Origin of the sequence: Corallococcus sp. AS-1-12 (assembly GCF_020036995.1) — a bacterium.
In the GTDB taxonomy this organism is placed as follows: Bacteria; Myxococcota; Myxococcia; order Myxococcales; family Myxococcaceae; genus Corallococcus.
The window spans coordinates 163,247-188,375 of the sequence record NZ_JAIQDD010000009.1; the positions used below are offsets into that span (position 1 = coordinate 163,247).

18 protein-coding genes are annotated in these 25,129 nt (G+C 71.2%); 7 read left to right on the forward strand and 11 right to left on the reverse strand.

The features are described 5' to 3' along the window. Positions 1-4: 4 nt before the first annotated feature. Genes rsmB through K8556_RS17505 form a run of 4 tightly spaced genes read right to left on the reverse strand, consistent with a single transcriptional unit; the run spans position 5 to position 3,887 of the window. Complete coding sequence (rsmB, locus tag K8556_RS17490) at positions 5-1,321, reverse strand: 16S rRNA (cytosine(967)-C(5))-methyltransferase RsmB (RefSeq protein ID WP_223741214.1); 1,317 nt, start codon at positions 1,319-1,321, stop codon at positions 5-7. After that, positions 1,318-2,274, reverse strand: coding sequence for a type II 3-dehydroquinate dehydratase (locus tag K8556_RS17495; RefSeq protein ID WP_223741215.1), 957 nt, complete (start codon positions 2,272-2,274; stop codon positions 1,318-1,320). The genes rsmB and K8556_RS17495 overlap by 4 nt, the downstream gene beginning before the upstream one ends. 49 nt (positions 2,275-2,323) lie before the next feature. Beyond that, on the reverse strand, positions 2,324-3,262 hold the full coding sequence (gene fmt / locus K8556_RS17500) for a methionyl-tRNA formyltransferase (RefSeq protein WP_223741216.1): 939 nt from the start codon (positions 3,260-3,262) through the stop codon (positions 2,324-2,326). A 34-nt stretch (positions 3,263-3,296) separates the two neighbouring features. Next, a complete protein-coding gene (locus K8556_RS17505) occupies positions 3,297-3,887 on the reverse strand; it encodes a signal protein (protein ID WP_223741217.1) in 591 nt (196 codons plus the stop codon). A gap of 103 nt (positions 3,888-3,990) precedes the next feature. On the opposite strand from K8556_RS17505, the gene K8556_RS17510 reads away from it, so the two are divergent. Next, on the forward strand, positions 3,991-5,586 hold the full coding sequence (locus K8556_RS17510; protein ID WP_223741218.1) for a HEAT repeat domain-containing protein: 1,596 nt from the start codon (positions 3,991-3,993) through the stop codon (positions 5,584-5,586). On the opposite strand, the gene K8556_RS17515 is transcribed toward K8556_RS17510, so the two are convergent. Then, complete coding sequence (locus K8556_RS17515; RefSeq protein ID WP_223741219.1) at positions 5,567-7,765, reverse strand: FUSC family protein; 2,199 nt, start codon at positions 7,763-7,765, stop codon at positions 5,567-5,569. The genes K8556_RS17510 and K8556_RS17515 overlap by 20 nt on opposite strands. Positions 7,766-8,110: 345 nt before the next feature. Between K8556_RS17515 and K8556_RS17520 the strand changes: the two genes are divergently transcribed. Further along, entirely contained in the window at positions 8,111-9,910 is a 1,800-nt protein-coding gene (locus K8556_RS17520) for a M4 family metallopeptidase (RefSeq protein WP_223741220.1), read from the forward strand. Between the two features lie 60 nt (positions 9,911-9,970). Here K8556_RS17520 and K8556_RS17525 read toward each other — a convergent pair whose 3' ends face one another. Both K8556_RS17525 and K8556_RS17530 read right to left on the reverse strand, forming a co-directional pair. Continuing rightward, positions 9,971-12,325 carry an arylsulfatase gene (locus K8556_RS17525; RefSeq protein ID WP_223741221.1) on the reverse strand — a complete coding sequence of 785 codons (2,355 nt, stop codon included), beginning with the start codon at positions 12,323-12,325 and terminating at the stop codon, positions 9,971-9,973. Positions 12,326-12,457: 132 nt separating this feature from the next. Next, on the reverse strand, positions 12,458-13,492 hold the full coding sequence (locus K8556_RS17530; RefSeq protein WP_223741222.1) for an aldo/keto reductase: 1,035 nt from the start codon (positions 13,490-13,492) through the stop codon (positions 12,458-12,460). Between the two features lie 169 nt (positions 13,493-13,661). Here K8556_RS17530 and K8556_RS17535 point away from each other — a divergent pair, with 169 nt between their 5' ends. The 4 genes from K8556_RS17535 to K8556_RS17550 all read left to right on the forward strand — a co-directional run bounded on the left by K8556_RS17535 (position 13,662) and on the right by K8556_RS17550 (position 19,165). Further along, positions 13,662-15,443: an ABC transporter ATP-binding protein gene (locus K8556_RS17535; protein ID WP_223741223.1), complete on the forward strand. Its 1,782-nt coding sequence runs from the start codon at positions 13,662-13,664 to the stop codon at positions 15,441-15,443. After that, positions 15,440-17,254 carry an ABC transporter ATP-binding protein gene (locus K8556_RS17540; protein ID WP_223741224.1) on the forward strand — a complete coding sequence of 605 codons (1,815 nt, stop codon included), beginning with the start codon at positions 15,440-15,442 and terminating at the stop codon, positions 17,252-17,254. The genes K8556_RS17535 and K8556_RS17540 overlap by 4 nt, the downstream gene beginning before the upstream one ends. A gap of 195 nt (positions 17,255-17,449) precedes the next feature. After that, positions 17,450-18,229, forward strand: a complete 780-nt coding sequence (locus tag K8556_RS17545; protein WP_223741225.1) for an SDR family oxidoreductase — start codon at positions 17,450-17,452, stop codon at positions 18,227-18,229. A 57-nt stretch (positions 18,230-18,286) separates the two neighbouring features. After that, positions 18,287-19,165, forward strand: coding sequence for an aldo/keto reductase (locus tag K8556_RS17550; protein WP_223741226.1), 879 nt, complete (start codon positions 18,287-18,289; stop codon positions 19,163-19,165). A 7-nt stretch (positions 19,166-19,172) separates the two neighbouring features. Here K8556_RS17550 and K8556_RS17555 read toward each other — a convergent pair whose 3' ends face one another. Continuing rightward, positions 19,173-19,610, reverse strand: a complete 438-nt coding sequence (locus K8556_RS17555; protein ID WP_223741227.1) for a hypothetical protein — start codon at positions 19,608-19,610, stop codon at positions 19,173-19,175. Next, complete coding sequence (locus K8556_RS17560; RefSeq protein ID WP_223741228.1) at positions 19,583-21,034, reverse strand: GNAT family N-acetyltransferase; 1,452 nt, start codon at positions 21,032-21,034, stop codon at positions 19,583-19,585. Before K8556_RS17560 ends, K8556_RS17555 begins: the two co-directional genes overlap by 28 nt. 170 nt (positions 21,035-21,204) lie before the next feature. On the opposite strand from K8556_RS17560, the gene K8556_RS17565 reads away from it, so the two are divergent. Next, a complete protein-coding gene (locus K8556_RS17565; protein WP_223741229.1) occupies positions 21,205-22,563 on the forward strand; it encodes a spondin domain-containing protein in 1,359 nt (452 codons plus the stop codon). Positions 22,564-22,577: 14 nt separating this feature from the next. On the opposite strand, the gene K8556_RS17570 is transcribed toward K8556_RS17565, so the two are convergent. Both K8556_RS17570 and K8556_RS17575 read right to left on the reverse strand, forming a co-directional pair. Further along, positions 22,578-23,969: a TerB family tellurite resistance protein gene (locus K8556_RS17570; protein ID WP_223741230.1), complete on the reverse strand. Its 1,392-nt coding sequence runs from the start codon at positions 23,967-23,969 to the stop codon at positions 22,578-22,580. Positions 23,970-24,166: 197 nt separating this feature from the next. Beyond that, entirely contained in the window at positions 24,167-25,015 is an 849-nt protein-coding gene (locus K8556_RS17575; protein ID WP_223741231.1) for a metal-dependent hydrolase, read from the reverse strand. Between the last annotated feature and the right edge of the window lie 114 nt (positions 25,016-25,129).

Consider the following 25,129-nt stretch of genomic DNA (forward strand, 5'->3'; position numbering starts at 1 on the left):
CGCTTCAGTAGAGCTTTCGCAGCCGGGCCGCGAAGAAGCCGTCGTAGCCCTCCGGCCCGGGCAGCGTGCGCAGCCAGGCCTGCGCGAGCGGCAGCTTGAGGCCGGGCAGCACGGGCGGCTCGGCCGTCCACTCCGGGTGGCTGCGCAGGAACATGTCCACCTGGTCCTGCCCCTCCTGCGGCTCCGGCGTGCAGACGGCGTAGACGAGCAGGCCGCCGGGCGGCACCGCCTCCTGGCAGTTCTCCAGGATGCGCCGCTGGAGCGTGGCCAGCCGGGCCACGTCCTCCTCCTTGCGGCGGTAGCGCAGCTCCGGGTGCCGGCGCAGCGTGCCCAGCCCGGAGCACGGCGCGTCCACCACCACCGCGTGGAACTCGCCCCAGCTCTCCGGGAACGGCTCGGAGGCGTCGTGCGCGTAGGCCTTCAGGCGGCCGGACAGCCCCAGGCGCCGGGCCTCGCCTTCAATCTTCCGCAGCTTGTTGGCGTGCAGGTCCACCGCGACGACGTCGTGGCCCTCCGCCTGGTGACAGGCCTTGCCGCCCGGCGCCGCGCACGCGTCCAGCACGCGCGCCGTCTCCGGGATGGCGCCGTAGACGCCCACCAACTGCGCGGCCTCGTCCTGCACCTGCCACAGCCCCTCGGAGTAGCCGTACACGTCCTCCACGCGGCCCACGGAGGGCAGGATGATGCCCACGGGCGAGGCCTCCGTGGCGCGCGCGTCCACGCCCACGTCCTTCAACTGCGCGAGCAGCGCGTCGCGCGTCACCTTGGCGCTGTTGGCGCGGATGACGACGGCGGGCGGCGTGTTGTTGGCGACGAGCATTGCTTCCGCGCGCTCGCGGCCGAACTGGCGGATCCACCGCTCCACCAGCCAGCGCGGGTGGCTCTCGCGCACGGACAGGTACTCCACCGGGTCCTTCTGGGAGGGCAGCGGCGGCGAGGGCAGCTCGGACAGCTTGCGCAGGATGGCGTTGACGAAGCCCGCCGCGCGCGCGAGCCCCACGTCCTTGAGGGCCTGGACCGTCTCCGCCACGGCGGCGCGCGCGGGCACGCGGGTGTGGAAGAGCTGGTAGGCGCCCACGCGCAGGGCGGCCAGGACCTTGTCCTCCAGCGCGTCCAGCTTGCGGTCCGCGAAGCGGGTGATGGCGTAGTCCAGCGCGAGCTGCCGGCGGGTGGCGCCGTAGGTCAGCTCGGTGACGAGCGCCGCGTCGCGGGGGTCCTTGGGCGGCGTCTCCGACAGGACCGTGTCCAGCACCACGTTGAGGTAGGCATCCGTGGCGCGCACGCGCGCGAGGATGTTGATGGCGAGGATACGGGCGTTCATCCTTCTTCCAGCCGGGTCATCAGGTCCACCAGTTGCTCGTCCGACATCCGCGTCGCGGGCAGATGGGACAGGGTCAGGCTCTGGAGGCTGTCCTCCAGGAGCTCGCGGTGGCCGCTCTCCGCCGGTTCACCACGCTGGACCTGCTGATACTTCGCGCGGGCCCAGGTGGCCAGCTCCGCTTCACTGAGCCGTCCGGCCAGCCGGTCCGCGATCTTCTGGCGCACGAGCGCCCGGGTGAGCAGGTCCGACGCGGGCGTGGCGCCGCCCTTCGCCGCGCGCCCCAGCGTCTTGCCCGGCTTGCCGTCCGCCTTCACCACCGTGGGCACGGACTTGCGGCCCAGCGTCTTCAGCGGGCCCCCGGCCTCCGCCGTGCGCCGCAGCGAGCGCGCGGGCGCGGCCAGCGGCGTGGGCTCCGGCGCGTCGTCCTTCTTGAGCGGGTGCACGCGGCCCACCAGCTTGGGCTTCGGGCGGGAGTCGTCGTCCGCGTCGGCGCCCTTCTTGCGGCGGCCCAGCGTCTTCACCGGCCCGGGGATGGCGGGGTGGAAGATGCCGCTCGCGAAGGTCTCCAGGGCCTGGATGTACGGGTCGAAGCCGTGCAGCCCCAGCACCTGCATGGCGCACGCCTCCGCCACCACGGACTCGCGGGCGGGCGGCTTGAGCAGGACCTCAATGGCGGGCAGCCCCACCGCCTCCAGCGCCTCCTTCAGCGCGTAGGACGTGAAGTACCCCGCCGGGTTGATGAGGATGCCCTCCACGTTCTTGCGCTCGGCGTGGATCGTGTCGATGAGGACGCCCTCGTGGTTGGACTGGACGATGGTCAGCGTCAGTCCCAGCGCCTTCGCCTTCGCGCGCAGGGCCGCGTCCAGGTCCGTCAGGCGCCCCCCCGCGACGTCCTCGCGCTCGCCCAGGAGGTTGAGGTTCGGCCCGTGCAACACCAGCAGCTTCATGCCCATCCGTACGACTCCATGACGCGAGGATTCCACATGGCGCCCGGCGGCGCGCTCAAGACGTGAACGGCTGACTGCCCGGCTGCAATCTGTGGCCGGAGAGGAAGTCCGCCGCGCGCATCACCCGCTTGCCCTCCGGCTGGACGTCCAGGAAGACGACCGAGCCCTCGCCACAGGCGACCTCGATGCCCTCCGGCCCCGCGGACAGCACCGTGCCGGGCGCGCCCTTCCCTTCCGCGGCCCGCATCCGGTGCACCTTGAAGACCTTGCCCCCCAGGAGCGTGTACGCGCCGGGCCACGGCGTGAAGGCGCGCAGGCGGCGGTCCAGCTCCACCGCGCGCTTCGTGAAGTCCAGCTTGCCGTTCTCCTTGTCGATGATGGGCGCCAGCACCATGCCCTCGGAGGGCTGGGGCCGGGGCGTCAGCTCGCCGTTCAGGTAGCGCGGCAGGGACTCGCGCAGGATGTCGCCGCCCAGCGCGGACAGCTTCGCGTGCAGCGTGGCGCTCGTCTCGTCCGGCGCGATGGGCAGCCGCTTCATCGCCAGCACGGGGCCGGTGTCCAGGCCCTCGTCCATCACCATCAGCGACACGCCCGTCTCGCTGTCGCCGTGTTCAATCGCCCACTGGATGGGCGCGGCGCCCCGGAAGCGCGGCAGCAGCGACGCGTGCACGTTCACGCAGCCCTTCGCGGGCAGCGCCAGCAGGTCCTTGGGGAGGATCTTCCCGTACGCCGTCACCACGCAGACGTCGGGGGCGTACTGGCGCAGCTCCTCGGAGAACGGCGGCGTGCGCAGCTTCTGCGGCTGGAGCACGGGGATGCCCTTCTCCAGGGCGCGCTCCTTCACGGGCGGCGCGGTGACGGCGTTGCCCCGGCCCTTGGGCTTGTCCGGCTGGGTGACGACGGCCACGACGTCGCCCACGTCGAAGCAGGCCTCCAGCGAGGCCACGGCGAACTCGGGCGTGCCCATGAAGACGATGCGGGGTCGGCTGCTCATGTGAGGGAAATCCCGTGTGGAAGAAGGAATGGCGTCAGGCCACGGACTTGAAGGTGGCGGGCGGCGCGGAGGTGTCCACCGCCTGGCGCTTGCGCGCGCGCAGCGCCTCCAGCGTGGACAGGGCCTCGCGCGCCTCGGGGGTGGTGGCCACGTCCTTGAGCACGTCCAGCGCCTTCTCCAGCGCCAGCGCCTCGTCCGCCTCGCGCTGGCGGATGCGGTCCACCGCTTCGCTGAAGCGCGCGAAGAAGGCGCGCAGCTCGTCCTTGCGCCGCAGCGGACGCAGGCGCGGATAGCGGCCCGCCGCGAGCGCCGCGACGTAGAGGCTCATCACGTGGACGGGGCCCGCCACACGGTGCGTGAAGAGCAGCCCGAACAGCCCGAGCGCGATGCCCAGGCCCACGGTGGCCACGCCGGTGAGCCACCAGAGCGTCTCCTCGCCGGACAGGCCCCCTTCGGCGGACATCCGGTGCACCTGCTGCGACAGCACGCCGAACAGCAGCATGCTGCCGGCGCCCATGCCGGTGAGCAGCAGGATGTATTTGAGCTGGAATTCTCGGTCGAGCAGGTACGTCCGGCGCACGATGGTCGGACGCGACGCGTTACGACTGTCTTCGGCAGGGGCCATGTCGTTGACCAGCGTACCCCAGGAGGTGGGGGAGGTTTGCGTCCTTCGTGTGGACAGGTCTACACCCGACGGAAGCCCAGACGTTCGGACGTAAAGGAGCCCCATGTCCCGCTCATTCGTCGCCCTGTCCCTGGCCGTGTCCTGCCTTGCCCTGGGGGGTTGCAAGAAGGAGGATCCCAAGACGCCGGAGTACTGGCAGTCCAGTCTGGAGGGAGCGAAGCGCCCCGACGACAAGGTGCGAGTGATTGAGTCGCTGCGCACGTCCGGCAACGCCAATGAACAGTTCCTGCCCTTCCTGCACGCGAGGCTGTCCTCGGAGCGCCGGCCGGAGGTGAAGGCGGCGGTGGCGCGGGTGCTGGGGGACCTGCACCACCCGACGTCGCTGGAGCCGCTGACGGCGGCGCTGGACCCTGGCGCGGCGGACGTGCCGGCGCAGCAGGTGAACAAGGCGGTGGTGGGGGCGCTGGGGCGCATTGGGGATGAGCGCGCGGTGCCGTCGCTGGTGCCCTTGCTGCGCAGCAAGGACAACTACACGCGCATCGAGGCCATCCAGGTGCTGGGCGCGCTGAGGGCGAAGCCGGCGGTGGAGCCGCTCATCCAGTTGGCGACGGACGAGGCCGCGGAGCCGTTCCTCAACAAGAAGGCCATCGAGGCGCTGGGACAGATTGGAGACCCCCGCGCGGTGCCGGCGCTGATGCGCACGCTGACGAAGGAGCGCCGGGGCGTGTCCTTCTACGTGGAGAGCAGCTTCGCGCTGTTCCAGTTGGGCGCGCCCGCGGCGGACGCGCTCCTGCCGGTGCTGGAGGGCAAGGACGCGGAGCTGCTGACGTGGGCGAAGGCGCAGGGGGTGAACCCGGCCAGCTACCCGATGAAGGCCGCGCAGGTGCTGGGTGACCTGCGGGAGAAGCGCGCGGTGCCCACGCTGTTGAAGCAGTTGTCGTTCACGCACTCGGATCCGCAAATCCAGGCGCTGGTGCGGATGCAGGCGGCGGACGCGCTCGGGCGGATGCGCGCGCAGGAGGCGGTGAAGCCGCTGGCGGGGCTGGTGGGCGAGCCGGATCCGACGGTGCGCGACGCGTACGTGCGGGCGCTGACGCTGCTGGGCAGCCGGGACGCGCTCCCCGCGCTGGAGAAGGCGGCGGGCACCGGGGACTGGTACGCGCGGGAGATCGCCGTGAAGGGCATCGCGCTGCTGGGGGATGCGCGGGAGCAGCCGGTGCTCGCGAAGCTGGCGGCGGCGGAGCCCGCGCGCACGGCGGCCGACTGCCAGGAGACGGGCGAGGACGGGTGCCAGGATGCCGCGGCGCTGGGCAAGAAGCGCGCGGAGCAGTTGCAGGGGTATGGGGCGGTGCTGGAGGCGGCGCAGGCGTGCAGTGGCGACGCGGGCTGCTGGTCGCAGCGGCTGCCCAAGGCGGACGCGGCGCTGTTGCAGCGCGCGGCGCTGGAGCTGGGGCGCTCCGGGGCGGTGGACCAGGGCCCCACGCTGGCGGCCCGGCTCAACGAGCGCGACACCGAGGCGCGCGCCACGCTCATCCAGGCGGTGGACTGGCTGGCGGACGCGCCCGGCGCGGCGAAGAAGCTGCGCGAGGCGTCCCTGCCCGCGCTGAGGAAGCAACTGGAGGACGAGAAGGGCAACTCCCACTTCGTGCGCGTGAACGAGGACCTGCGCCGGCTGATGGTCAAGCTGGAGCGGGCGTAGCGCCCTCCTCCGAGGCGCGCAGCGCGGGCGGCATCCGCTCCACCGCATGGTGGAGCACCCCCAACTGGCGCACCAGCCGAGACAACTGCGTGCGCGCCAGCGCGTCCGTGCCCTCCAGGCCCGGCGCCTCGCGCTCGAGCGCTGACGGCACGCGGCGCGCGACCAGCGCCGCGGACAGCTCCTCGAGCGCGTCCGACGCGTAGCGCACCACCGGCCCCAGGTCCGACTCCTGATGCCATGCGCGGCTCGCCGCCAGCGCCGTCACGGCCGCGGTGAAGCGGCGCGCGTAGGTAATCAACGCCATGCCCGGCTCCAGCTCCTTCGCCGGTCCCTTCCACTCACTCAGCAGGCGCTGGAACGACGCCTCCGCGGACAGCAGCGCCACCCCCACCTTGCGCCGGGCCTCCCGCAGCGCCGCCTCCGAGGGCACCGGCGTCCGCGACACCTCGCGCAGGTAGTGCTGGTCCGCCTTCAGCACGCAGGCCACCTCCTCGGTGAAGCGCGAGTGCTCGGGGCTCGGCCAGAGCAGCCGGATGCCCACCAGCGCCAGCGCGCCCCCCATCAGCGTGTTGAGGATGCGCACCCCCGCGAGCCGCCAGTCCCCCGTCTGAAGCTCCGCGAGCAGCACCAGCGCCGGCGCCAGCAGCACCTGGTACACCGTGAAGTTCAGCGGCCGCACGCTCACCGACACGCAGACCAGCAGCACGATGGCCACGAGCATCAGCCCCTTCGCCGGCAGCACGTGCACCAGCCCCATGGCCAGCACGCTGCCCACGAACGTGCCCGCCACGCGCTGCAGCCCCTTCTCCGTCGTGAGCCCCGAGTACGGCTGCAACACGACAATCACCGTGATGGTCACCCAGTACCCGTGATTGAGCCCCAGCCCCTCCGCCAGCGCCGTGGCCACCGTCGCGGTGAGCCCCAGCCGCAGCGCGTGCCGGAAGACCACCGACTCCGGCGTCAGGTGGTCGCGCAGCACCTTCCACCCCGAGCGCCCGCGCCCCGGCGCCAGCCCCAGCGGCTTCATGTCCCGCTCCGGCAGCGGCCCGCCGGTCTCCAGCCGCGACGCCACGTCCAAGGCCACCGCGCTGTACTCCCGCAGCCGCCCCAGGAGCCCCGCCACGTGCGCGTACTGCGAGCGCGCCGGCTCCGGAGGCCCCCCGTCCGCCTGGAGCACCCGCGTCACCCGCTCCGCGTCCCACGATGACGGCACCGGCACCGTGCCCCGCACCAGCGAACCCTCCACGCCCCGCAGGTCCACCGCCAACGCGCCCAGCGCGTGCTGCGCCTCGATGCGGGCCGTGCGGCACGCGCCCTGGCGCGGCGCCTCGTCCAGCGCCTCCGACATCGCCGTGAGCAGGAGCGACAGCGCGTCCGCGTCCTCCAGCAGCACCAGCAGGTGCTCACCCCGGCCGCTCTCCTCCTGCCGCCCCTGGCGCGTGGCCCCCAGCGTCGCGCGCGCCGTCTCCAGCGACCGCCGCATGCGCGCGGCCCGCTGCACCGCCTCCCACGTCCCCACCCGCGAGGGCCCCTCCATGGGCCAGCCCGCGACCGCGTCCGCGGCGTCCGCCAGCTCCTCGTAGCAGGCCGCGATGGCCAGCCGCGCCGGGCGGTACGGCCTGAGCGGCCACAGCACCAGCGCCAGGAACATGGACCACAGCCCGCCCGCGACGAAGTACGCCGCCTGCATCAGCGCCGCCTCCAGCCCCCGCTGAGGCAGCGCCAGCGACACCACGAACAGGTTCGCCAGCAGCATGCCCACGATGCCCGGCGTGTCCCCGAAGCTGCGCGCGAAGCCGCACGCCGTCACCCAGAAGAGCGTCAGCGCCACGTCCACCCAGAAGGGGCTGGGCAGCACGATGACCAGCCCCACCACCGCGCCCAGCACCGTCATCGCCCCCATGGCCCGCGCGCGCGTGCGGTACGGCCCGCCCTTGTCCACCAGCGCGACGAAGAGCCCGGCCATGCCCGCCCACGCCGCCTCCGGCAGCGACAGCAGCGCGGAGACCAGCAGCGGAACCCCCAGCGCCAACCCCGTGCGCAGCCCCGAGGCCAGCGCGGGCCGTCCCGGCTGGAAGCGGAAGAGGCCCGCGACGTGGCGGGGCAGGTGTCCCCGGGCCGCACGCCCCCGGGGCGCCACCCAGCCCTCCGCCACCGTCTCGCCTCCGTCCCCGCGCATCCCCGCTCCTTCCCCCCGGGTGAACGTCCCTGGAGGAAGAAGATGGGGTGCGCGAGCGCCGGATTCCTCCCCCGCCCGCCCGCATGCACGGCGTCCAGACACGGCGTGTGGGTGGACGGCCGTGCGCGGCCCGGTCGAAAATGAACCGAAATACACCCTGGCGCACACGCCTACCTACCGGTCGGAATGTGATTCTGGAGCATATGTAGGACGAAAACTTCACCTGTGAATTCATAAGCTTGAGTCCACTCATGACCGTGTAAGCAAGCACCCACACGCAACATCGGGACGGCTGACACGAGAATCAATTTGTCCGCTGCACCTGCCCCCGAAAGCACGCCCCCCATGGCCCTGCGCACCGACCTTTCGAAGCCCGTTGTCGCCACCCAGAACCGCACCGACACGAAGCCCGTGAACACCGTGAAGCCCCAGGGCCCGGTGGGGATGAGCTCGCAGTCCAGCTTCAGCGCGGGCGCGCCCTCCAAGGCGAAGGCCACGGTGGCGCTGAACGGCGTGGGCCAGAAGCTGACGCCGGGCCCGGTGGACCTCACCAGCCCCCAGGCGCAGCAGGCCATCCAGCAGACGGTGGCGTACGTGAACCAGAAGAACCCCCAGTTGTCCGGCGTCACGGGCGGCACGTCGTTCGCGCCGCGCACCGTGGAGCGCGACCAACTGGGCATGACGCACGTGCGCATGGACCGCATGCACGAGGGCGTGAAGGTCGCCGGTGAGCAGATCATCGGCCACCTGGACGCGAAGGGTCAGTTCGACAGCCTGACGGGTAACGTGTCCGACATCCCCGCGGGCATCGGCAAGGCGCCCACGAAGCTGACGGCGAAGGACGCGCTCGCCGTGGCGCAGAAGGACTTCAACGGCGACACGACGCGCGCCCCCACGTCGGAGAAGGTCATCGTCAAGGGCAGGGACGGTCAGTACCACGCCGCCTACCACGTGACGCTCACCGACACGTCCGCGGCCAACGGCAAGGAGCCGCGCTCGATGAACTACTTCATCGACGCGAACACCGGCGCGTCCATCAAGCAGTACAACACCATCAGCCACTGGAGCCGCGAGGGCGCCAGGGCCACCCCCACGAAGCCGGGCACGTCCACCCAGGCCCCCTCCACCCCGGCGACGCCGGCCCCGACGACGGGCGGCGGCGCGGCCCGCGTGGCGGACGACCAGACGATGTACAGCGGCAAGGTGGACCTGCAGACGACGAAGAACAAGGACGGCACGTACTCGCTGGAGGACAAGACGCGCGGCAAGGGCATCGTGACGTACGACGCGAAGAACCGCCCGAACGCGTCCGGCACCACGGCCATCACCGACAAGAACGACGTCTGGGGTGAGAAGGGCGACCCGACGCGCGCCCAGGCGGGCGTGGACGCGCACTACGGCGCGGCCATGACGTACGACTTCATGAAGGACGTCCTGGGCCGCGACTCCATCGACGGCAAGGGCGAGAAGCTCATCAACTACGTGCACACCGACAACAACCTGGTGAACGCGTTCTGGGACGGCGAGAAGATGCAGTACGGCGACGGCGACGGCGTGGACTCCGGCCCGCTCACCACGCTGGACATCGCCGGCCACGAAATCGCGCACGGCCTCACGGAGCGCACCGCCGGCCTGGAGTACGAGGGCGAGTCCGGTGGCCTCAACGAGTCCTTCAGCGACATCATCGGTACGGGCGTGGAGTGGTACGCCAGCCAGAAGAACGGCGCGGTGAAGTTCGACTGGGCCGTGGGCGAGGACGCGTGGACGCCCAAGAACGGCGACAACACGGACGCCCTCCGCTACATGAACGACCCGACGGCGGACGGCTACTCCATCGACAACTACAAGAACTACCCGAAGATGACGGAGGTCCACGGCTCCAGCGGCATCGCGAACAACGCCTTCTTCCTCCTCACCGAGGGCGGCAAGAACAAGACGTCCGGCATCGAGGTGAAGGACGGCATCGGCATGGACAAGAGCCTCAAGGTCTTCGGCCGCGCGCTCACCACGTACATGACGCCGCAGACGAACTTCTCCGAGGCCCGCGCCGCCACCATCAAGGCCGCCACGGACCTGTACGGCAAGGACTCCGTCGAGGCGAAGAAGGTCGCCGAGGCCTGGACCGCCGTCGGCGTGACCAGGTAACGCCCTGAGCTTTCAGGCCCGGATGGGAGCCCTGCCGCTCCCATCCGGGCCTTCTTCATTTCACTGCTTCGCCAGGGCGGCCTTCTGCTCGGCCTGCGTGTCCCGGACGTGTTCGCCGACGACGTCGACCGTCACCTCGTGGAGCGTGCCGGTGAACTCGAAGGGCGCGGCGTAGCGCTGGCTGACGGAGGAGCACTCGTCCCGGCCGCAGGTGAGCCCCTCGCCCAGGCTGATGGCCAGCGGCATGGTCGCGTCGATGGTGCTCTGCGCCACCAGGTCGCCGTTGATGTAGAGCCGGCCGCGTCCGGGAGCGCCCCGCCCCACGCTCAGGTCGGGCTTGCCGGTGGGCTCGAACTCGAACCTCAGCTCCGAGCGCCCCTCCGGCACGTCCACCGCCGACTCGATGTGGAACTCCTGCTCACCCAGGTAGTTGTAGACGTAGTGCAGCTTGCGGTCCTGGATGAAGAACGTGTAGCCCCCGGTGAGTCCGCCGTGGCACAGCAGCACGCCCTGCGTGTCCCGCGTCACCTCCGCGTCCGCGGTGAGGGTGTGGGGCCGGTTGAGCACGTGCACCGCCGCGTTCTCCGGCGCGGGGGACGTGTGCGGGCGGTACACGTAGCGCGTGCGGTCCTTGGTGAGCTGCGGGCGCTCCAGGGCGAACACGGCGCGGGTGGGCGACGCGAGCGGCAGCACCTGGTAGCGCCCCGCCTCCGCGTACCAGAGGGCGATCATCTCGATGAGCTTGCCCCGGTGCTCCCGCGCCACGTCCCGCGTCTCGGAGCAGTCCTCCTCCACGTGGTACAGCTCCCAGCCGCGCTCATCCAGCTCGCGCAGCCGGTCCTCGTCGAGCTGCGACTCACCGAAGCCCTCTCCGGCCTCCGTGAAGGACGGGCCGGGGAACGGGCACACCGCGCGCCAGCCGTCGTGGTAGATGGCGCGCGAGCTGAACATCTCGAAGTACTGCGTGCGGTGGCGGCTGGGCGCGTTCCCGTCGTTGAACGTGTGCCGGAAGCTGACGCCCTCGATGGGTGACTGGGTGACGCCGCGGATCTCCGCCAGCGGCTCCAGGCCCAGGCAGTCCAGCACCGTGGGCACCATGTCGATGGCGTGCGCGTACTGCGTGCGCACCTCGCCCTTCGCCTGGATGCCCCGGGGCCAGTGGACGAGGAACGGGTCGGTGGTGCCGCCTCGGTACGTCTCCCGCTTCCAGCGGCGGAACGGCGTGTCCCCCGCCCAGGCCCAGCCCCACGGGTAGTGGTTGAAGTGCTTCGGGCCGCCCAGGTCCTCCATGGCCGCCAGGTTCTGCTCCAGCGACTCCGGCGCGTTGTTGAAGAACTTCAGCTCGTTCACGGAGCCGTGCGGCCCGCCCTCCGCGCTGGCCCCGTTGTCCGACAGCACCATGATGAGCGTGTTGTCCAGCTCGCCGGTGTCCTCCAGGAACTTCAAGAGCCGCCCGATGTGGTGGTCCGTGTGCTCCAGGAAGCCCGCGAACACCTCCATCATCCGCGCGTAGAGCCGCTTCTCCTCCGGCGGCAGCGAGTCCCACTCCTGCACGTCCGGGTCATGCCGCGACAACTGCGTGCCCGGCGGAAGCACGCCCAGCTCCAACTGCCGCTGGAACACCCGCTGGCGGTAGGCGTCCCAGCCGTCGTCGAACTGGCCCGCGTACGCGTCCGCCCACTCACGCGGGACGTGGTGGGGCGCGTGCATGGCGCCCGTGGCGAAGTAGAGGAAGAAGGGCTTGTCGGGCGCGACCTGCTTGGTGTCCGCGATGCAGTCGATGGCGCGGTCCACCAGGTCCGGGGTGAGGTGGTAGCCCTCCTCCGGCGTGCCGGGCGGGCGGATGGCGTGGTTGTCGTGGACGAGGTCCGGGTAGTACTGGTGCGTGTCCCCGCCCAGGAAGCCGTAGAAGCGCTCGAAGCCGCGGCCCAGCGGCCAGCGCGAGTACGGCCCGGCGGCGCTCGTCTGCTCCGCGGGCGTCAGGTGCCACTTGCCAATGGCATACGTGTTGTAGCCGGCCTCCATCAGCATCTCGGAGAGGAGGCCGTTCTCGAAGGGGATGGTGCCGTTATAGCCGGGGTAGCCCAGCGACGTCTCCGTGATGGTGCCCATCCCGTTGGAGTGGTGGTTGCGGCCGGTGAGGACGCACGAGCGCGTGGGCGAGCACAGCGCGGTGGTGTGCATGTTGTTGTAGAGCAGCCCGCCCCTGGCCAGCCGGTCCAGGTTCGGCGTGCGGATGGGCGAGCCGTAGCAGCCCAGGTGCCCGAAGCCCGTGTCATCCAGGATGATGAACAGGACGTTGGGCGCGCCGGGCTTCGAGCGCAGGGGCGAGGGCCACGCGGGGGACGACTGCTCCCAGGTGCGGCCGATGACACCGGGGAAGGGACTGCCGGGCTTGTATTCCTTGAGGGACATGGGCGGACGCGCCTCCACGCGAAGCGAAGTGTTCTCGTGCGTGAGGTGCGTCGCCCCACGAGGCAGCGAACCTGCCCCCAGGACGGAGGCGGCCGGACCCAGGCCCTGGCCGCCTCCTGCTTCACACCGCGCTCACGTCACCGGGAACGGGTTGCGCTCGTGGAACTGGCGCTGGTGGAAGTACGGGTACGGCCAGGGCGTGGTGCTGGCGGCGTCCAGCGTGGCCACCTGCGCGGGCGTGAGGTTCCAGCCGACGGCGCCCAGGTTCTGGCGGAGCTGCTCCTCCGTGCGCGCGCCGATGATGACGTTGGACACGGTGGGCCGCTGGAGCACCCAGTTGAGCGCCACCTGCGGCACCGTCTTGCCCGTCTCCTGAGCCACCGCGTCGAGCGCGTCCACGACCTTGAAGAGGTACTCCTCCGGCACCTGCGGGCCGCCCGCCGCGGTGGCGGGGTTGTTGAGGCGGCTCAGCTCCGGCTTCGGCGCGCCCCGGCGCAGCTTGCCGGTGAGCCGGCCCCAGCCCAGCGGGCTCCACACCACCGCGCCCACCTTCTGGTCCTGCGCGAGCGGCATCAGCTCCCACTCGTAGTCGCGGCCCACGAGCGAGTAGTAGGCCTGGTGGGCCACGTAGCGCGCCAGGTTGTAGCGCTCCGACACGGCCAGCGACTTCATCAGGTGCCAGCCGGAGAAGTTGGAGCAGCCGAGGTAGCGGATCTTCCCCGCGCGCACGAAGCCGTCCAGCGTGTTGAGCACCTCCTCCACGGGCGTCACCGCGTCGAAGGCGTGGAGCTGGAACAGGTCGATGTAGTCCGTCTTCAGCCGGCGCAGCGACGCCTCCACGGCGCGCGTGAGGTGGAAGCGCGAGGAGCCCACGTCGTTGGGGCCCGGGCCCGCGCGGAAGGTGGCCTTGGTGGAGATGATGGCCTTGTCGCGCCGGCCCTCCAGCGCCTTGCCCAGGATCTCCTCCGCGAGCCCGGCGGAGTAGCCGTCCGCGGAGTCGAACATGTTCACGCCCGCCTCCAGCGCGATGTCCACCAGCCGCGTGGCCTCCTTCACGTCGCTGGAGCCGAAGCCCTTGAAGAACTCACCCGAGCCGCCGAACGTGCCCGTGCCCAGGCTGAGGACGGGGACCTTGAAACCAGAACCGCCAAGCTGCCGGTATTCCATGACACACACCTCGTGACGAACCGGGGAAGGAAAGGCGGCCCACGTAACGGGCCGTGGCGCGGCGCGCAACCGTCTTTACCCGGGTTGCGCGAAGTGCTTGATGCGGCGCGGGGGGCCGCCCATCATGCGCGCGCCTTCCCGGGCGGGGAGGCAGGGGTCCAGGTTCCACGTGAGCACATCCGCGACACCCGCATCCGGCCGCCCCCCCATCCTGCGGGCGCTGGGCTATCTGCGCCGCTACCGCCTGGAGGCGGTGGGGGCGCTCGTGTCGCTGCTGCTCGTCTCCGTGGCGAACCTGGGCGCGCCGCAGATGATCCGCATCGCCATCGACCAGGGGCTCGCGCGCGGAGAGGCGCGGCCCGTGTGGCTGGCGGTGGGGGGCCTGGTCGCCATCGCGCTGGGGCGCGGCCTGTTCAACTTCCTGCAGGGCTACCTGGCGGAGCGCGCGTCGCAGGGCGTGGCGTTCGACCTGCGGGACGCGCTCTTCGCGCGCATCCAGCGGCTGTCCTTCAGCTACTACGACCAGGCGCAGACGGGGCAGTTGCTCACGCGGCTGACGAGCGACGTGGAGGCGGTGCGCACCTTCGTGGGCGGCGGCATCGTGCAGTTCGCGGCGGCGGCGGCGATGCTGGTGGGCTGCGCGGGGCTGCTGGTGTACCTGGATCCGCTGCTGGCGCTGGCGGCGCTCGCGACGGTGGCGCCCATCCTGCTGGTGATGCGCGCGTTCATCCGGCGGATGCGGCCCATGTACGGCCAGCTCCAGGCGCTGCTGGGCTCGCTCAACACCACGCTCCAGGAGGACCTGCGCGGGCTGCGCGTGGTGCGCGCCTTCTCCGCCGAGTCGCGGGAGCTGGAGCGCTACGGGAAGACGAACGCGGAGCTGAAGGAGAAGAACCTGCGGGTGGTGGACGCGCTGGCCAGCAACTTCCCCTTCATCAGCTTCTTCGCCAACCTGGGCACGCTGGTGGTGGTGGGCGTGGGCGGCTGGCGCATCTTCCACGAGCGGCTGACGCTGGGGGAGCTCATCGCCTTCAACAGCTACCTGGCCTTCCTGCTGATGCCCCTGATGACGCTGGGCTTCATCGCGGCCAGCATGTCCCGGGCGAGCGCGTCCGCGCAGCGCGTCTTCGAGCTGCTGGACACGGCGGTGGAGGTGTCCGACCGCCCGGGCGCGGTGCCGCTGCCGCCCCTGCAAGGGCGCATCGAGCTGCGCGACGTGCGCTTCCGCTACGCGGGCGGCGAGCGTGAAATCCTGCGGGGCGTGAGCGTGACGCTGGAGCCCGGGCAGCTCGTGGCGGTGCTGGGCACCACCGGCTCCGGCAAGAGCACGCTCATCAACCTGCTGCCGCGCTTCTACGACGTCACCGGGGGCGCGGTGCTGCTGGACGGGCAGGACGTGCGGGACGTGACGCTCGCGAGCCTGCGCTCGCAGATTGGCGTGGTGCTCCAGGACGCGCTGCTGTTCTCCGGCACGGTGCGGGAGAACATCGCCTACGGGCGCCCGGAGGCGACGCAGGCCCAGGTGGAGGCCGCGGCGGAGGCGGCCCAGGCGGCGGAGTTCATCCGCGAGCTGCCCCAGGGCTACGACACGGTGGTGGGCGAGCGCGGCGTGGGGCTCTCCGGCGGGCAGCGGCAGCGGCTGGCCATCGCGCGGGCGCTGCTCACGGATCCGCGCCTGCTCATCCTGGACGACAGCACGTCCGCGGTGGACGCGCGCACGGAGACCGCCATCCAGGGCGCGCTGGACATGCTGATGCGGGACAAGCGCAGGACGGCCATCGTCATCGCCCAGCGCATCAGCACCGTGCGGGACGCGGACCTCATCCTGGTGCTGGACGAGGGGCGCATCGCCGCGAAGGGGCGCCACGAGGAGCTCAAGGCCACCAGCGAGCTGTACAACGACATCCTCGGGTCGCAGCTCCTGCCCCCGCGCCAGGAGGGAGCGGCATGAGGCGGCCGGGAAGCCTTGAGTCCATGGTGGAGCTGGAGGCGGACCGCGCGAACCAGCGCGGCAAGGTGCTGCGCAGGCTGCTGGGCGAGCTGCGTCCGCACACGCGCGCGCTCGGCTCCGCGCTGGTCTTCATCCTGGTGGGCGCGGCGTGCCAGGCCCTGGGGCCGTACCTGGTGAGCCGGGCCATCGACCGGGACATCGGCGCGGGGGACGGCTGGGGGCTGGCGCGGACGCTGGCGGCGCTGTTCGTCATCTACGGGGTGGGCGCGCTGTCGCAGCAGGCGCAGACGCGGCGGGTGGGCCACACCGGGCAGCGCGTGCTGGCGGACCTGCGCCAGCGCCTCTTCGAGCGGCTCCAGCGGCTGCCGCTGTCGTGGTTCGACCGCCGCCCCCTGGGCGACCTGATGAGCCGCCTGCTGAGCGACGTGGACACGCTCAACCAGCTCTTCACGCAGGGGCTGACGCAGTTGCTGGGCTCCGTGCTGGGGCTGGTGGGGGTCATCATCGCGATGTTCGCGATGAACGTGCGCCTGGCGCTGGCGTGCTTCTCCCTCATCCCCGCCATCGTGCTCACCACGTGGTTCTTCGCGTCGCGGGCGCGCAACGCCTACCGCAAGACGCGGCAGACGGTGGGCGACGTGACGGCGAACCTCCAGGAGGAGATTGGGGGCGTGCGGCAGGCGCAGGCCTTCAACCGCACGGAGAAGAACATCGAGCGCTTCCGCGACCGCAACGCGGCCAACCGGGACGCGAACGTGGCGGCGGTGGGCATCACGTCCGCGTTCTCGCCGGCCATCGACCTGCTCTCCACGCTGTCCATGGCGCTGGTGATTGGCTACGGCGGCGTGCTGACGCTGAGCGGGCAGCTCACGGTGGGCGGCGTGGCGGCGTTCCTCATCTACGTGCAGCAGTTCTTCCGGCCGGTGCAGTTGGCCGCGACGGTGGCCGCGCTGATGCAGTCCGCGCTGGCGGGAGCGGAGCGCATCTTCGCCATCCTCGACGAGACGCCGGAGCCGCCGGACGCGCCCGGGGTGGTGGAGCTGGGGCCGCTGCAGGGGCAGGTCGTCTTCGAGGGCGTGTCCTTCGGGTACGACGCGGCCCGGCCGGTGCTGCGCGACGTGTCCTTCCGCCTGGAGCCCGGCCAGACGCTGGCGCTGGTGGGGCGCACGGGCGCGGGCAAGACGACGGTGGCCAGCCTGGTGCCGCGCTTCTACGACGTCACGGGAGGCACGGTGCGCGTGGACGGGCATGACGTGCGCCAGGTGACGCGCACCAGCCTGCGCCGGGGGATGGCCATGGTGCTGCAGGAGCCCTTCCTCTTCAGCGGGAAGGTGGCGGACAACATCGCCTACGGGAAGCCGGACGCCACCCGCGAGGACGTGGAGGCGGCGGCGAAGGCGGTGCACGCGCACGACTTCATCACCCGGCTGCCGCAGGGCTACGACACCGTGCTGGGCGAGGGCGGCGCGACGCTCAGCCAGGGGCAGCGGCAGTTGCTCGCGTTCGCTCGCGCGGTCATCGCCAATCCGCGGGTGCTCATCCTGGACGAGGCGACGGCGAACATCGACACGCGCACGGAGGCGCTCATCCAACTGGCGCTGGGGCAGTTGCTGTCCGGCCGCACGAGCATCGTCATCGCGCACCGGCTCAACACCATCCGCCACGCGGACCTCATCCTGGTGCTGGAGCGCGGCACCGTGGTGGAGCAGGGCACCCACGAGGAGCTGCTCGCGAAGGGCGGGCTCTACGCGGAGCTGTATCACCAGCAGTTCCGCGACACGCCGGAGCCGACGGTCAAGGCGCTGGGCTGAGCGCGCGTAGGGCTGGCCCCGGGGCCTTGATTCCCGGTGGAGGCGCATCGCGCTTGCACGGCCGCCCGCCCCTCGTTACCCAGCGGCCGAGGGTGCGGCGCTCGCGGCGTGCGCTTCGCGGCGGCGGTCCCCATCTCCAGCATTCACTGCATGGGAGACGGGCGCGCACCCCTTCCACCTCTTCCGGGAGCAGGCATGGCAGGCAGTCGAGGGACAGCGTTGGTGACGGGCACGTCCGCGGGAATCGGCGCGGTGTACGCGCGGAGGCTGGCGGCGCTCGGGTATGACCTGGTCCTCGTCGCCCGGCGGGAGGAGCGGCTGAAGGCGCTGGCGGCGGAGCTGACGGCGGCGCATGGCATCCGGGCGGAGGTGCTGCGGGCGGACCTCACGGTGCACGCGGACCTCCAGCGGGTGGCGGCCCGCGCGGCGGGCGAGGACCTCACGCTGCTCATCAACAACGCGGGCGTGGGCGGCTACGGCCCCTTCGCGCAGGTGGAGCCCGCGGCGCTGGAGGGGCTGGCGAACCTGCACATGATGGCGCCGATGCTGGCCACGCGCGCGGCGCTGCCCGGCATGCTGGCGCGGGGCCGGGGCGCGGTCATCAACGTCGCCTCCCTGCTCGCCTTCTCCGGCGCGATGCCGCCGGGCCCCCTGCCCCACCGGGCCACCTACGCGGGCGCGAAGGCGTTCCTCGTCCACTTCACCCGCACGCTCGCGGGCGAGCTGCGCGGCACGCCCGTGGTGGCGCAGGTCGTCTGTCCGGGCATGACCTTCACGGAGTTCAACGGCGGCTACCCCGGCACCATGTCGCCGGAGGACGTCGTCACGGCGTCGCTCGTCGCGCTGGAGCGCGGTGAGACGGTCTGCGTCCCGGGGCTGGAGGCCGCGGAGGCCCTCACGGCCCTGGAGAAGGCGGAGGCCGCGCTGCTGCGGGGGGCGACCCACGCGCTGGCCGGGCGGTACCGGACGGCCTGAAACACATTGGCTGCACCTGCATCCATTTGGGCGTTCATCTGCACGGAGGAAGCACCCATGAGCGGAACCTCGACGCGACCCGCGGAGAAGAGCGGCACCTTCAAGCTGGGCGGGGACCTGCCGGTCCACCGGCTGGGCTACGGCGCGATGCAGTTGACGGGCCCTGGCATCTGGGGCCCGCCCAAGGACCGGGCGGAGGCGGTGCGCGTGTTGCGCCGCGCGCTGGAGCTGGGCGTGGACTTCATCGACACGGCGGACTCGTACGGCCCCTACGTCAGCGAGGAGATCATCGCGGAGGCCCTGCACCCCTACGCCAAGGGCGTGGTGGTGGCGACGAAGGCGGGCCTGGTGCGCACGGGCCCCAACGAGTGGCATCCGGTGGGCGCGCCGAAGTACCTGCGCCAGGAGCTGGAGATGTCGCTGCGCCGGCTGAAGCTGGAGCGCATCGACCTGTACCAGTTGCACCGCATCGACCCGAAGGTCCCGGTGGAGGAGTCGCTGGGCGAGCTGAAGGCGCTTCAGAAGGAAGGGAAGATCCGCCACATCGGCCTGTCGGAGGTGTCGGTGGAGGAGATTCAGCGGGCGCGCAAGGTGGTGGACATCGTGTCGGTGCAGAACCGGTACAACCTGACCGACCGCGTGCACGAGAAGGTGCTGGACTACTGCGAGAAGGAGAACCTGGGCTTCATCCCGTGGTTCCCGCTGGCGACGGGCGGTCTGGCGAAGCCGGGGAGCACGCTCGACTCCGTGGCGAAGAAGCACGACGCGACGCCCGCGCAGATCGCCCTCTCCTGGCTGCTGGCGCGCTCCCCCGTGATGCTGCCCATCCCGGGAACGTCCTCCGTGAAGCACCTGGAGGAGAACCTCGCGGGCGCGGAGGTGAAGCTCAGCAAGGAAGAGCTGGCCGCCGTGGACGCGCAGGCGTCGGGGCGCTGACCGCACTTCAGGTGGCGAGCGTCCGCCGGCCACGAATCTTCGTGAAGGCGTGAGAGCTCAGGTAGGCGTAGCTCTGGGGTGCACGCAGCTCCGGCGAGATATCCCCCAGGGGGAAGGGCTTCGCGAAGACGTGGACCCTTCCCACCTGGATGGCGACGCCGCCCTCGCATCGCGAGAAGTAGCGGTCGTAATCCTCCTTCAGGATGCCCCCCACCCTCGAGTAGCGGCGCCAGAGCTGCTCGGGAGGGGCCTCGTCGATCCCCAGGATGTCGAAGAAGCCGACGACCTGCTTCACCGGGCTAGAGGAGTAGACGACGACGTGTGAGACCTCCCGGCGGAAGGCGCGTTTGCGGAACTCGACCCGCTTGAGGCCTTCCAGGATGGGCGTCGCATACCGGGGCTGGATGGGCAGCAGGACTACAGACCGAGGCGTTGGCGAAGCCACTCACGACCTCCCTGCTGGACCGTGGTGATGGACTGCGGAGGGCCGTTGAGCACTCCATGACGACAGAGGTCTCCGAGAGGAATGGGCTCCTTCAGGATGGCCGCTTGTCGGAACAGGATGGCGAGCACTTCGCCATTCGAGCACAGCGTCTGCATGTCGCGAAGTGAGAACACCGTGCGTTTTCCCACCGTGGCGGCGATCTCCTCGGCATTCGCGGATACCAGCGTCTGCTCCGCGATGCCCACGACCGTCACGGCCTTCTGGGAGTGGCTCAGGTAGAACAGCAGGGACGCACCGGGTTCTATCTGCCGGATCAACGCCCGGCACAGGTACGCCTTCCGCAAGCCATTCCCGAAGGGATGGATGCCGGGCTCCAGCGACAACTGCGAATCCGCGTCTGGAAAGAGCAGGTGATGGAACCGGGGCTCGATGGGGACAATGAAGGATGGCACGTCGAACTTCATCGCGGGCGGCCCGTGGCGCACATGGAAGTCGAGCGGTGAAAGCACTTCGGGCGCATCCCCTGCACGCATTCGTTTCACGAGGACGAGTTCGCCTGATTCCGTACGCCCCTCCACCTGGAAGCCGAAGTCCTCGAACACAGCAATGAGCGCGCCCTGGCGCTCGTAGGCTGTCACGTAGACGAAGTCGTGCCCGTTCTTCGAGACGTGCTCGAAGACGCTCTTGAGCAGAAGTTCCCCCAAGCGGCGTCCCTGATGCGCGGGCGCGACCTTGAACGTGCAGAGCTTCAGCGTGCGGCCCTTGAGGTCCAGCACACCCTCCTCATCCTTGATGAGGCACAGCGCGGCCAGATGACGCCCCTGGCCCCGCACCACCCAGCATCGGCGGTGCTCCATCTGGCATCTGCGGAACCAACCGTCGAACGGCGGGTAGTCCCCTCGGAGGCTGTCGAAGAATGGGTCCTCCACGTCAACATCATGCGCGAACGTGAACTCCACCGCGGGCGGAGGCCGAGCGAATCTGGCTCGCAAGCCCTGCACCATGGCGAGGGCTTCGCTGACCGTGACAACGCGTTCCTTCAATCCGACGCGCTTCGCCTTCCGGTGAATGCGCAGATCCTCCGTCACCAGGACGCCCACGGCGTTGGACCGCACGGCGGCCAGCAACTGGTGATCTACCCAATCATTCGAGTGGAGCTCGGGGCTCCCCAGGACCTCGTCCCAGCTCGCGGGAACGGGAGGCGGCGCGGGGAGTGGGAGGTACTTGCCGAGCAGCAATTCGCGAAGGCGGCGGCGTGCTTCATCGCGGTCCCGCTCGACATCCACCTTGATGGCTGGATGGATGAAGAGCTGATAGCCAGCCTCTTCAATGGCTCTCACCAGCCGGGTCGCGGGTTCCATCATTGCCTCAACCTGTTCGGGAGAGGTGGGCTCCAATGGAATCAAGACGTTCGTATCGATCAAGAGCTTCGTGACATCCCCCTCACTGCTGTCATGAGGCGTGAAGCCTACTCACGAGTCTGACACGCGTCACGTTCCGGCGGCGGCGGGGCGCTGACCGCGTCCCTCCCGCCGCGTACGGGGTCACCCCACCGGGCTTCGCATTTCCACGAGGCCCGTTGGAGACTCCTGCCATGTCCATCCGCTCCTTCCGTGGAAGCGCCGCCGCGCTCGGTCTGCTCACGCTGTCCGCCTGCGGCTCCGGCGACGACCCGTCCTCCCGGCGCTTCCGCGTGCGCATCGAGAACGTGGCGCCCTTCCAGAACCTCAAGTCCGGCCGCTTCGACACAAAGGTGAGCGGCAACTCACCGGGCCCGCTGGCCCCCGGCGACACCTACGAGTTCAGCTTCACCGCGGGCCGCACCCACCGCCTGTCCTTCGCCGCCATGCTCGGCGCGTCCAACGACTGGTTCTTCGGCACCGAGCCCGCGGGCATCCCGCTCTACGCCTCCGACGGGAAGCCACTGGTCGGCAACATCTCCGCCCAGGTGGTCCTCTGGGACGCGGGCACGGAGGTGAACGAGGAGCCCGGCGTGGGCGCGCACACCGGTCCGAAGCAGGCCACCTCCCCGGACGGCCCGGGCATCCAGGACCCCGACCCCACCGTGCGGCGCGTGGGCGTCAGGACCGTGCTCAGCAACGGCCAGCAGCTCTCCATGCCGGGCATCCCGACGATGATCCGCGTGCAGGTGGCCCACGACGAAGCCACGCACCGCTTCACCGTGCGCATCGAGAACGTCTCCGATGACCGCACCACCCTGAGCACCTCCGAGGGTTTCAAGCCCGTGCGCATCTCCCCGGGCGTCTGGGTGGTGGGCTCCGGCAATGAGCCCCTCTTCTCCGAAGGCCGGCCGGACCGGGGCCAGGGCCTGGAGGCGCTCGCGGAGGGCGGCGACGCCACCGCCCTGGACACCTGGCTCCAGCCGCTGAACGGCGTGGCCACGCCCCTGTCACCGGGCGTCTTCGCCGTGCACAACGCCGCCTCGCCGCTGTTCACGGAAGGCGCGCTGGACCGGGGCCAGGGGCTGGAGGCGCTCGCGGAAGGCGGCGATGCCTCTCGGCTGGCCAGCGCCCTCGCGTCCACGCCGCCCACGGGCGTGAGCCGGTCCGGCACCTTCGACACGCCCGTGGACGCGGCCTCCCCCGGGCCCCTCCTGCCGGGCCACGCCTACGCGTTCACCGTCAACGCGCGCCCCGGCGACCGGCTGTCCTTCGCGACCATGTTCGGCCAGTCCAACGACTGGTTCTTCGGCCCCGACGAGCAGGGCGTCCCCCTCTTCGACAAGGCCAACGCCCCCGTGACGGGCGACATCACGTCCAGGGTGTACCTGTGGGACGTGGGCACGGAGCTGGACGAGGAGCCCGCCGTCGGCCCGCACCAGGGCGCCCCCGAGTGGACCGTGGACACCGACAAGGCCGTGCGCCGGGTGCCCCCGTCACGCTACGGCACGCCCCTGTCCCAGCACCTGCGCGTCACCCTCGCGACGGAGTAGCCGCGGGCCACGCCTCAGACGGCCTCGCGCTCCAGGGTGTCCTCGTCGTCGGGCTCCGCCGCGGGGCCGTCCTGGAAGGCGCTGGGCAGCAGGCTGAAGGGCAGCACCTTGGCCAGCGCCGCCAGGAGCAGGATGCCGCCCGGCGCGGCGAAGATGGCCAGCGCGGGGATGGCCTTCGCCACGTCGATGAGCTGCGCGCGCATGCGCTGACGCTCGTCGGCGGTGAGCTTCTGGCGCCGCGCCGCCTTGGTGAGCAGCACCGCCAGGTCGCCCGTCTCGCGCGCCTCCTGCATGAGCCGGTGGAAGTTCTTCTCCAGCGTCTCCTGCATGCCGCCCATGAGCTCCTCGCCCATGGCGCCCGCCGCGTCCGACACGGTGAAGACATCCACCAGCGAGCGGTGCCGCGCGTAGAACTCCGCCATCTCCAACTCCAGACGGCGCAGCTCCGCGTGGGGCACGTGCAGCGCGCCCGCCAACGTGTCGATGAAGGCCCGCTCCCGCCGCGTGCGCCGGCCGTCCACCAGCGCCGCCAGCAGCGCCTGCTCCAACAGCAGGTGCCGCATGTCCACGCTGCGCACGCGGCGCACCACGTCCCGCACGTCGCGCTTGCGCTCGAAGGACTGGCGCACCGCGGCCTTCACCTCGCCCTCCAGCGCGTGCGGCAGCTTGAGCCCCTCCACCTGCCGGAGGATGGCGCGGCGCGCGGGGGCGCTGGGCTCGCGGTCCACGCACGCGAGCGCCGTGAGCACGTCCACGAGCAGCGCCTTCTGCCGCGCCGCGAAGTCCCGCCGCCGCTCCGCCACCGCGCGGGACAGCCGCCCGCTCGCGAACACATCAATGGCCTGCCGGCAGAACAACTGCGCGTCCGCGTACTGCGCGCCGTTGTGCAGCACCAGCCCGTACACCGGGTCCCCGGCCAGCGACGGCGCCCGCTTGTCGAGCGCGTCCTCCACCCGGCCCACCATCCGCCGGGGCACCGGCAGCCCCGCCGCGAGCCGCGCGTCCAGCGCCATGGCCAGGTCCAGCTCGCCCGCCAGCACCGCGAAGAGCACCAGCAACTGCTCCACCCGGGGGCCCTCCGGCGCGTCCATCACCCGCGCCAGGTCCAGCGCCATGCGCGCCAGCGTGCGCACCACGGCGTGGAACAGCTCGTCCTCCACGGCGCGTGCCGGGACGTCGAAGGGCTCACCGCCGTCCACCGGCGAGGGCAGCGGCACGGGCGTGCCATAGACGAGTCCCGAGGCGCGCAGCGTGCGGCGCAGGAAGGCGCGGCCCCGGGCCCGGCCGGAGGCGGCGTCCGGAAGCGGAGGCGTCGGGACGGGCGCGGGGGAGCGCGCATGCGCGGCGACCACGTCCGTCAGGAGCGCGGCCAGCCAGGTCCCCCTTCCAAAAACCAGCACCGCCACCGGTACACCCCTCGAAAGCGCGCCGCCGGAGCTTCCCCCTCGGGCGCACTGAGGCGGGGAATAACCCAGCCGCCTCCGGGATGCCACTCGACCCCGGGCGCACGCGGGAGTCCGGCAACGGATGCTGATGGCTGGCGGAAAAAACAGCGCGCCCGTCCACCCAGGGCGAACGGGCGCGAGAGGTGAACCCGGAAGACCTACAGCGCGGTGGCCTTGCCCGGCTCCAGGGCGAGCACCTTGGTGGCGGCCCGGGTCTTCTTCAGCTCGGTGGTGAGCGCGTCCGGGGTGCCGGCCAGGGCGGGGAAGGTGCCGTAGTGCATGGGCACCACGGTCTTCACCTTCAGCAGCTTCGCGGCGACGGCGGCCTGCGCGGGGTCCATGGTGAAGTGGCCGCCAATGGGGAGCAGGGCCACGCTGGGCTTGAACTGCTCCGCGATGAGGGCCATGGACTGGAAGGCCCCGGTGTCCCCCGCGTGGTACAGCGTGGGGCCGTTGGCGATCTCAATGACGAAGCCCAGGGGCGCGCCGGCGTACTGCGACGCGGCCTTGGGGTCCGCCTGGTAGCTGCTGGAGTGGACCGCCTCCACCAGGTGGATGGTGGCGTCCTTCACGGTGAACGTCCCGCCCGCGTTGGCGCCCACGGCCTGCGCCTCCGGCAGCCCCAGCAGGTTCACCAGCTCGAAGGAGCCGTACACCTTGGCGCTCGTCTTCTGGGCCAGGGCCTTCGTCTCACCCACATGGTCGAAGTGGCCGTGGGTCACGAGGATGGCGTCCACCGCCTCCGGCCAGGTGGCGCCCTGCGGCGCCTTGGGGTTGGTGAGCCACGGGTCGATGGCGAGGGTCGCGCCGCCCGGCGTCTTCACCACGAAGGCGGCGTGGCCCCACCACGTCACCTCCGTCTTGCCCGCCGTGGCCGGCGCCTTACCCGCCGCCTTGCCCGGCGCCTTCGCGTCGGCCTTGGGAGCCGCCGGCGTGCCCTGCGCGAAGGCCGCGCCCGCGACGCCCAGCACCGCGCCCACCACCACTGCCTTCAGCTTGTTGCCCATCGTTGTCCACTCCAGGAGGAAGGAAAGAGACGACATGTCGCCGCGCCGCCCGGGGGCGCCGCACGGCCGGGGCGCGACATACCACCCCGCCAGGGAGGCGGAAGGGGGCTGGCG

Coding starts and splice junctions, on each gene's coding strand:
- K8556_RS17505 (WP_223741217.1), bottom strand. CDS start 3,887: ATGGCCCCTGCCGAAGACAGTCGTAACGCGTCGCGTCCGACCATCGTG.
- K8556_RS17565 (WP_223741229.1), top strand. CDS start 21,205: ATGTCCATCCGCTCCTTCCGTGGAAGCGCCGCCGCGCTCGGTCTGCTC.
- K8556_RS17550 (WP_223741226.1), top strand. CDS start 18,287: ATGAGCGGAACCTCGACGCGACCCGCGGAGAAGAGCGGCACCTTCAAG.
- K8556_RS17515 (WP_223741219.1), bottom strand. CDS start 7,765: ATGCGCGGGGACGGAGGCGAGACGGTGGCGGAGGGCTGGGTGGCGCCC.
- K8556_RS17520 (WP_223741220.1), top strand. CDS start 8,111: ATGGCCCTGCGCACCGACCTTTCGAAGCCCGTTGTCGCCACCCAGAAC.
- K8556_RS17545 (WP_223741225.1), top strand. CDS start 17,450: ATGGCAGGCAGTCGAGGGACAGCGTTGGTGACGGGCACGTCCGCGGGA.
- K8556_RS17510 (WP_223741218.1), top strand. CDS start 3,991: ATGTCCCGCTCATTCGTCGCCCTGTCCCTGGCCGTGTCCTGCCTTGCC.
- K8556_RS17495 (WP_223741215.1), bottom strand. CDS start 2,274: ATGGGCATGAAGCTGCTGGTGTTGCACGGGCCGAACCTCAACCTCCTG.
- K8556_RS17575 (WP_223741231.1), bottom strand. CDS start 25,015: ATGGGCAACAAGCTGAAGGCAGTGGTGGTGGGCGCGGTGCTGGGCGTC.
- rsmB (WP_223741214.1), bottom strand. CDS start 1,321: ATGAACGCCCGTATCCTCGCCATCAACATCCTCGCGCGCGTGCGCGCC.
- K8556_RS17525 (WP_223741221.1), bottom strand. CDS start 12,325: ATGTCCCTCAAGGAATACAAGCCCGGCAGTCCCTTCCCCGGTGTCATC.
- K8556_RS17540 (WP_223741224.1), top strand. CDS start 15,440: ATGAGGCGGCCGGGAAGCCTTGAGTCCATGGTGGAGCTGGAGGCGGAC.
- K8556_RS17530 (WP_223741222.1), bottom strand. CDS start 13,492: ATGGAATACCGGCAGCTTGGCGGTTCTGGTTTCAAGGTCCCCGTCCTC.
- fmt (WP_223741216.1), bottom strand. CDS start 3,262: ATGAGCAGCCGACCCCGCATCGTCTTCATGGGCACGCCCGAGTTCGCC.